The organism is Hyphomicrobium nitrativorans NL23, assembly GCF_000503895.1.
Lineage (GTDB): Bacteria > Pseudomonadota > Alphaproteobacteria > Rhizobiales > Hyphomicrobiaceae > Hyphomicrobium_C > Hyphomicrobium_C nitrativorans.
Genome location: NC_022997.1, coordinates 690,715 through 697,500 on the forward strand (window position 1 = coordinate 690,715; position 6,786 = coordinate 697,500).

A 6,786-nucleotide genomic window follows, 5' to 3' on the forward strand; every position below is an offset into this window, starting at 1 on the left:
TGTCGTTAGAGCGCAAAGAGAAACACAGACCATGGCAGCGGGCGCGGGGGTCCGCATAAATCCGTCGTGTTGCGGATGTCACGGCCTGGATGGGGGTTACTTGGAGTCCGCCGGGCAACCGGCTTGACGAGATCGCGGCCCAAGGTGGCCGCGGAGAAGGACCGTGTTTTGGCTGCTGCTTGCGTGTTGCAGCCCCGATTTTCACAACTGTCGAGAATGGAGCCCATGAGGCAGGGACAACAAAACCGCAGAGGCCGCGGCCGCAACAATAACAACAACAATAACAACCAGGGCCGCAAAGGTCAGAACCCGTTGACGCGGAGCTTCGAAAGCACCGGGCCGGATATCAAGATCCGCGGGACGCCTGCCCATATCGCCGAGAAATACATGGCTCTTGCGCGCGATGCGCAGTCGAGCGGTGACCCCGTGCTGGCCGAGAACTATCTCCAGCATGCGGAACACTATAACCGCATCATCATGACCTATCGTGAGCAGCAGATGCTGCAGGGCGGCGGCGAGATGCAGAATGGCGCGGCCCGTCCGGCGCGGCCCGAGGGTTTCGGGGAGGACGACGAAGAGGGCGATTTCTCCTCCGAGCAGCCGCAGCAGCCGTCTTATGCACAGCAGCCGCGCGGCGAAGGCCGTCACGACGACCGCGGGCATCGCGGTGGACATGACGGCGGCGGGCGTTCTTTCCATGGCCGCGACCGCGACCGTGGCGAGCGTTTCCAGCGGGGAGATCGTCAGGATCGGGATCGCGATCGGGGCGAGCGTCCGGAGCGGAGTGACCGTTCCGAGAGAAACGAGCGTCCGGAGCGTGTCGAACGCGCCGAGCGGCCGGATCGTGCGCCGCAGCCGGATATCGGGATCGAAGGCGGTGGCCAGACGCCGCCGCGCCGCGAGCGCGAAAGGCAGCCGGCTTTGCCGCACGACGAGCAGCCCGCGTTCTTGCGCCGGCCTGTGCGGCGTCAGCGCCGGGAAGCGCCCGCCGAAGAGGCGGCGGCACCCACCCCGGCACCTGCCGTCGAGAGCAGCGGCGAGTAAGGGCTGCTTTCACGGGACGATCGAGACATCGAGAAGCCGCGGCGTCTGCCGCGGCTTTTTTTGTTTTTTAGGAGATCAGATCACGACCGGATCCCCGGTCGCGATCTCCTCGCCAGTCCGCACCTCTGCGTAGACGCCGAAGTCCGAATGTCCCCGTTTGCGTTGGAGCACGGCGGGGATGTCCATGTCGCGTGCGCCTGTCGCTGGGTCCACGTTGGTGGCCGCGCAGCGTTCGGTGCGGGCGGTGACCGAGAGACGTGCTGGGCCGATGCCGATCTCGCGCCCCAGCCAGGCGAATTCCGCCCATGGTTCGAAGCCGTCGACGATCAGGTTGGGCCGAAAGCGGAGCGGATCGATGGGGCGGCCGACGATGCGCTCCAGCTCACGCACGGAGGCCAAATTGATCACATGCAACCATTTGGCGGCCGTGTCGGTGAAGCTGTGGCCGGGTGCGCTCACGATCCGGGGCGGGCCGCGCAGGCTCGGCCCCATGAAGGCGGCCATGAACTGTTCGACGATCTGGCGGCCGGACCGTGTGGTGAGGTCTCCGCTCGCAACCTGCCGGCCGCCACGGAGGAGAACAAGGCGGGAGTTCTTTTCCTCGAAGCGTGCGTCGAGGCTCGCAAGCCGTTCGTCGCGCATCAGCATGAGGAAGGCCACCTTCGGCAGATGCCGCGGATTTTCGGGGTCGAAGCGGCCAGGGCCGTTTTCGATGGCCCAGGCCCGGTCGAGCGGAAGCGTCTCGCCTGCCGTCAGGGTGGCCCGGTCGAGCCGCTGGGCCGAGAGGCCTTTGACGGGATAGCGATAGATCCCCGTGAGCGTGCCTGTCATTCCGCGTCCTTCCCTCGATGACCGCGATCAACGCGATTTGTGCGGCTTTGCGGTACCACGTGCGCAGGCCCCCTTTATAGACCGCCCGCCCGCCCTATATCTCACGACAGGCGGCTTCGTCCGGGTGCCGAAATTGGGCCCGGCGGGACCGCTGTATCAACCGTTCGTTGACGGCGTTTCATTCCGTGCCTGGGCTTTTGGCCGTGTGCTTCGTATCGGAAACCGATGCTTCCCTTCGAAAGGGCGGCATTCCGGAAGCACTCCATAGGGCGGCGAAGCGCGCTGAGGAGGACAGACATGGATTTCGAAAGATTTACCGATCGCGCCAAAGGTTTCGTGCAATCGGCGCAGGGGCTCGCCCTCCGGGAGGAGCATCAGCACTTTTCTGCCGAGCATCTGCTTAAGGTGCTTCTCGACGATCCCGAGGGTTTGGCTGCGGGCCTGATCGGGCGCGCGGGCGGCAACGCGAAACAGGCGCTCGACGCCGTGGAGCAGACGCTGCGCGCGCGGCCGAAGGTCAGCGGCGGCGGAGCGGGTCAGCTTTACCTCCGGCCCGAGCTTGCGCGCGTGTTCGACAGCGCTCAGAAGATCGCGGAGAAAGCCGGCGACCGTTACGTGACGGTCGAGCGGCTGTTGCTTGCCATCGCGCTCGAAAAGGGCTCGGAGGCGGGGCGCATCCTGGCGGACGCGGGCGTGACGCCGGAGCGGCTCAACACGGCGATCAACGAGATCCGCAAGGGGCGAACGGCAGACACCGCGAGTGCGGAGCAAGGCTTCGACGCCTTGAAGCGCTACGCGCGCGATCTCACGGAGGCGGCCGCCAACGGCAAGCTGGACCCGGTGATCGGCCGCGACGAGGAAATCCGCCGCACCATCCAAGTGCTCTCGCGGCGGACCAAGAATAACCCCGTGCTGATCGGTGAGCCCGGCGTCGGTAAAACGGCGATTGCGGAAGGCCTCGCCGCGCGCATCGTTGCGGGTGACGTGCCGGAAAGCCTCAAGGACAAAAAGCTGCTTGCGCTCGACATGGGCTCGCTGATCGCGGGCGCCAAGTTTCGTGGCGAATTCGAGGAGCGGCTGAAAAGCGTGCTCAACGAGGTGGAGTCTGAGGAAGGGCGCATCATCCTCTTCATCGACGAACTGCACACCATCGTCGGCGCCGGCAAGGCCGAGGGCGCGATGGATGCGGGCAATCTCTTGAAGCCTGCGCTCGCACGCGGCGAGCTGCACTGCGTCGGCGCGACCACGCTCGACGAGTACAAGAAGCACATCGAGAAGGACGCGGCGCTCGCGCGGCGTTTCCAGCCGGTGTTCGTGGGCGAGCCGACGGTCGAGGATACGATTTCGATCCTGCGCGGCTTGAAGGAGAAGTACGAGCTGCATCACGGCGTGCGGATCACCGATTCCGCGCTCGTGTCGGCGGCGACGCTCTCCAACCGCTACATCACCGATCGTTTTCTGCCGGACAAGGCCATCGACCTTGTGGACGAGGCCGCATCGCGGCTTCGGATGCAGGTCGATTCCAAGCCCGAGGAGCTGGATGCGATCGATCGCGACCTGATGCAGGCGAAGATCGAGCGCGAGGCGTTGAAAAAGGAAACCGACGCGGCGTCGAAGGAGCGGCTCGAAAAACTCGAAAAGGAAATCTCTGAGCTTGAGGAGAAGTCGCGGGTGCTCACCGAGCGCTGGCAATCCGAGAAAGATAAGCTCGGAACGGCGCAGAAAGTGAAAGAGGAGCTGGACAAGCTTCGGACCGAGTTGACGCAATCGCAGCGCAAGGGCGACTACGCGCGTGCGGGTGAGCTTGCACATGCCGTGATCCCGGACCTTGAGCGGAAGCTTGCCGAGATCGAGAGCACGGAAGCCCAGGGTGTGATGGTCGAGGAGGCGGTGACGCCGGATCAGATCGCGGGCGTCGTGTCGCGCTGGACGGGCGTGCCTGTCGACAAGATGCTGGAAGGCGAACGCGACAAGCTGCTCAAGATGGAAGAGGCGCTCGAAAAGCGTGTCGTGGGCCAGCCGGAAGCGGTGCGCGCCGTGGCGACGGCGGTTCGGCGTGCGCGTGCGGGCCTGCAAGACCCGAACCGGCCGATCGGATCCTTCATGTTCCTCGGGCCGACGGGCGTCGGCAAGACGGAGCTGACGAAAGCGCTTGCCTCGTTCCTGTTCGACGACGAGAGCGCGATGGTGCGTATCGATATGAGCGAGTTCATGGAGAAGCACTCCGTCGCTCGTCTTATCGGCGCGCCTCCGGGCTATGTCGGCTACGAGGAGGGCGGCGCGCTGACGGAAGCGGTGCGGCGGCGTCCGTATCAGGTGATCCTGTTCGACGAGGTCGAGAAGGCGCATCCGGACGTGTTCAACGTGCTGTTGCAGGTTCTCGACGACGGGCGGCTGACCGACGGTCAGGGCCGCACGGTCGACTTCAAAAACACGCTGATCATCATGACGTCCAACCTCGGCGCCGAGTATCTTGCCGATCCGCGCCAGCCGATGGGCTTCGGCGCGCCCGGCGACAACGACAAGGTGATGAGCGAGGAGGAGGCTTACGGCCTCGTTATGGATGCCGTGCGACGGCATTTCCGTCCCGAGTTCATCAACCGGATCGACGAGATCGTCGTGTTCCACCGTTTGCGGCGCGAGGCGATGGCTTCCATCGTCGACATTCAGATGAAGCGGATCGGTGCGCTGATCGCGGACCGGAAGATCACGCTCAATCTGGACGATCAGGCGCGGACTTGGCTCGCAAACAAGGGATACGATCCGATCTACGGCGCGCGTCCCTTGAAGCGGGTGATCCAGAAGCACGTGCAGGATCCGCTTGCGGAAGCGATCCTCGCGGGGACTGTGCGCGATGGAGATACGGTCAACGTGTCCGTTCGCGACGGAGCGCTGACGCTCAACGGTGAGCCGGTGAAGGCGGCGGCGTAACGCCTGCTGTTCGACGTCAAATGATAGAAAAGTCGGGGCGGAAACGTCCCGATTTTTTATGTCATCCGCGAAATAGCGGACACTTGCGCTGGGTCCCGGATCGCGCCCTGCGCGTCCGGGATGACACGGGCGTCGCTACTTGCTCGCGGTGAGAACCGGCGTGCGGCGCATCAGCTCGTCGATGCGCATCCGCTCTTTCTGGAATTCGACGAGGTCGCGGCCGGCGAGCTGACGTTCGCGGGGGACTTCGATCGAGAGCGGGTTCACGAATTGGTTGTTGACGAGGATTTCGTAGTGAAGGTGAGGGCCGGAGGAGAGGCCGGTCGAGCCGACGTAGCCGATCACCTGGCCCTGCTTCACGCGCACGCCCGCTGTTGCACCCTGTGCAAAGCGTGACATGTGGCTGTAGGCCGTCTGGTATCCGTTGGCATGACGTATGCGGACGTAATTGCCGTTGTAGCCTTTGCGTCCCGCTTCTTCGATGATGCCGTCGCCCGCGGCGAGAATGGGCGTGCCGGGCCGCGCGGCCCAGTCGATGCCGGTGTGCATTCGGGTTTCGCCGAGCAGCGGGTGGCGGCGGAAGCCGAAGCCGGATGTGAGACGCACGTCGTCGCCGCGCACGGGACGGCGCATCAGGAAGCGTTTCGCGTTGTTGCCGTGGGCATCGTAGTAGTCGATTTCGCCATCGGGCGTGCGGAAGCGATAGTAGCGCCGCGTTTCGCTTCCCGTCGTGATGGCGGTGTAAAGCAATTCTCCCGGCGGGCCGTCCGCGCCACCTTCATCTTTCAGGTCAAAGAACATCTCGCACGTATCGCCTGCTCTGAGGCGTCTGCGGAAGTCGGTCTCGTAGGCGTGGACCTGGAGGATCTGATTGATGGTTTCGTCCGGAATGCTCTCGATCAGCGAGGCGTGATAGAGGCTCGCGTAGAGGCTCGACGTTTGCGGTGCGTTGGAATCGGTGAGCGCCAACCGCATGAGGGAGTCGTCGTCCATCGGCGTTTTGCTGGCCGTGAATTCGCCCGATGCGTTGCGGTTCACCGTAACCTTGTGGACGTGACCTTCGCCAAAGATCGAGAAACGCACGGGTTCCATGCGGTTGTCGGCCGTGAGCGACGGCTGCAGCGCGATGTGGACTTCTTGGCCCGCTTCGACGGATCTCTCCGAGAACATGGGCTTCATGGCTTCGATCATTTCGCGGATTTGCCATGACGTGGCGCCGGCTTCAGCGAGAACCTCACGCAGCTTCTGGCCTTGGCGAACCGTCTTGATGGTGGGCTTCAGGACGTCGAGCTCACTCGATCCGTCTTCGTCATGGCCCGCTTTGGCGAGTACGGTCGTGTTGGGAGCGGCAACGTCGGCGTTCGATGCTTCGGCTGCGGGAGCCGCGTTTCCAAGCGCGTCCGCGACGCCGATTTCTTCGTCATCCGAGAAGCCGGACGCGGGCGTGACCGCGGCCAGTGCTTCCGACGTTTCGAAGCGTTCGACGATCTCTGCCGCTTCGTCGTCGGCGATGCGCTGGGCATCGTCGGAGGGCAGCGCGCCGCCCAGGAGTTCGACAACGCGGATGCTGACGTTGGTTCTCTCGACGGTTTCGGCGTCGTTGTCCGTGTCCTCGCCGATCGGCTTGTTGTTGGCGTAGAGCTTGAAGGGATTGAAGGCCGGAATGGTTTCCGTTGCGCTTGGGGGGACGGGCGCGAGGCGGGCCACGATGCGGACGTAAGGCTTGGCATAGATGTATTCGCGGCCGCTGCGCCGCTGGCGCAAGGTTTCGTGAATGACGAAGCGGGTCGACTTGGCGCCGCTCGTGATCTGAAGCCTGTCGACTTTGGGCACGCTCCACTTCAAGCCGTCGTCGCGGCGCAGGAACGCTTCGAGGGGCGGAGCGACGGTGCCTTCGCGTAGGCGCTGCAAGGCGGGAACGAGGCCGTCCTCCGTCTCTTGCTTGTCGGCCGCGCCAAAAATCACCACGAGGATCGAGAC

4 protein-coding genes (1 of these 4 only partly in view) are annotated in these 6,786 nt (G+C 64.3%); 2 read left to right on the top strand and 2 right to left on the bottom strand.

Annotated features, from left to right (window positions below):
- Positions 1–225 precede the first annotated feature (225 nt).
- A complete protein-coding gene (locus W911_RS03180) occupies positions 226–1,044 on the top strand; it encodes a DUF4167 domain-containing protein (RefSeq protein ID WP_023786068.1) in 819 nt (272 codons plus the stop codon).
- A 75-nt stretch (positions 1,045–1,119) separates the two neighbouring features.
- Here W911_RS03180 and W911_RS03185 read toward each other — a convergent pair whose 3' ends face one another.
- The gene (locus tag W911_RS03185) at positions 1,120–1,875 is read right to left on the bottom strand and encodes an MOSC domain-containing protein (RefSeq protein WP_023786069.1); all 756 of its coding nucleotides are present in this window, start codon (positions 1,873–1,875) and stop codon (positions 1,120–1,122) included.
- Positions 1,876–2,172: 297 nt separating this feature from the next.
- Between W911_RS03185 and clpB the strand changes: the two genes are divergently transcribed.
- Complete coding sequence (gene clpB / locus W911_RS03190; RefSeq protein WP_023786070.1) at positions 2,173–4,806, top strand: ATP-dependent chaperone ClpB; 2,634 nt, start codon at positions 2,173–2,175, stop codon at positions 4,804–4,806.
- A gap of 135 nt (positions 4,807–4,941) precedes the next feature.
- Here the strand turns inward: clpB and W911_RS03195 are convergent, their stop codons facing one another.
- Positions 4,942–6,786 carry the 3' portion of a M23 family metallopeptidase gene (locus W911_RS03195; RefSeq protein WP_023786071.1) on the bottom strand. 204 nt of this gene lie beyond the right edge of the window, so the window shows 1,845 of its 2,049 coding nt (coding positions 205–2,049); the start codon falls outside the window, past its right edge — the gene reads right to left on this strand; the stop codon is at positions 4,942–4,944.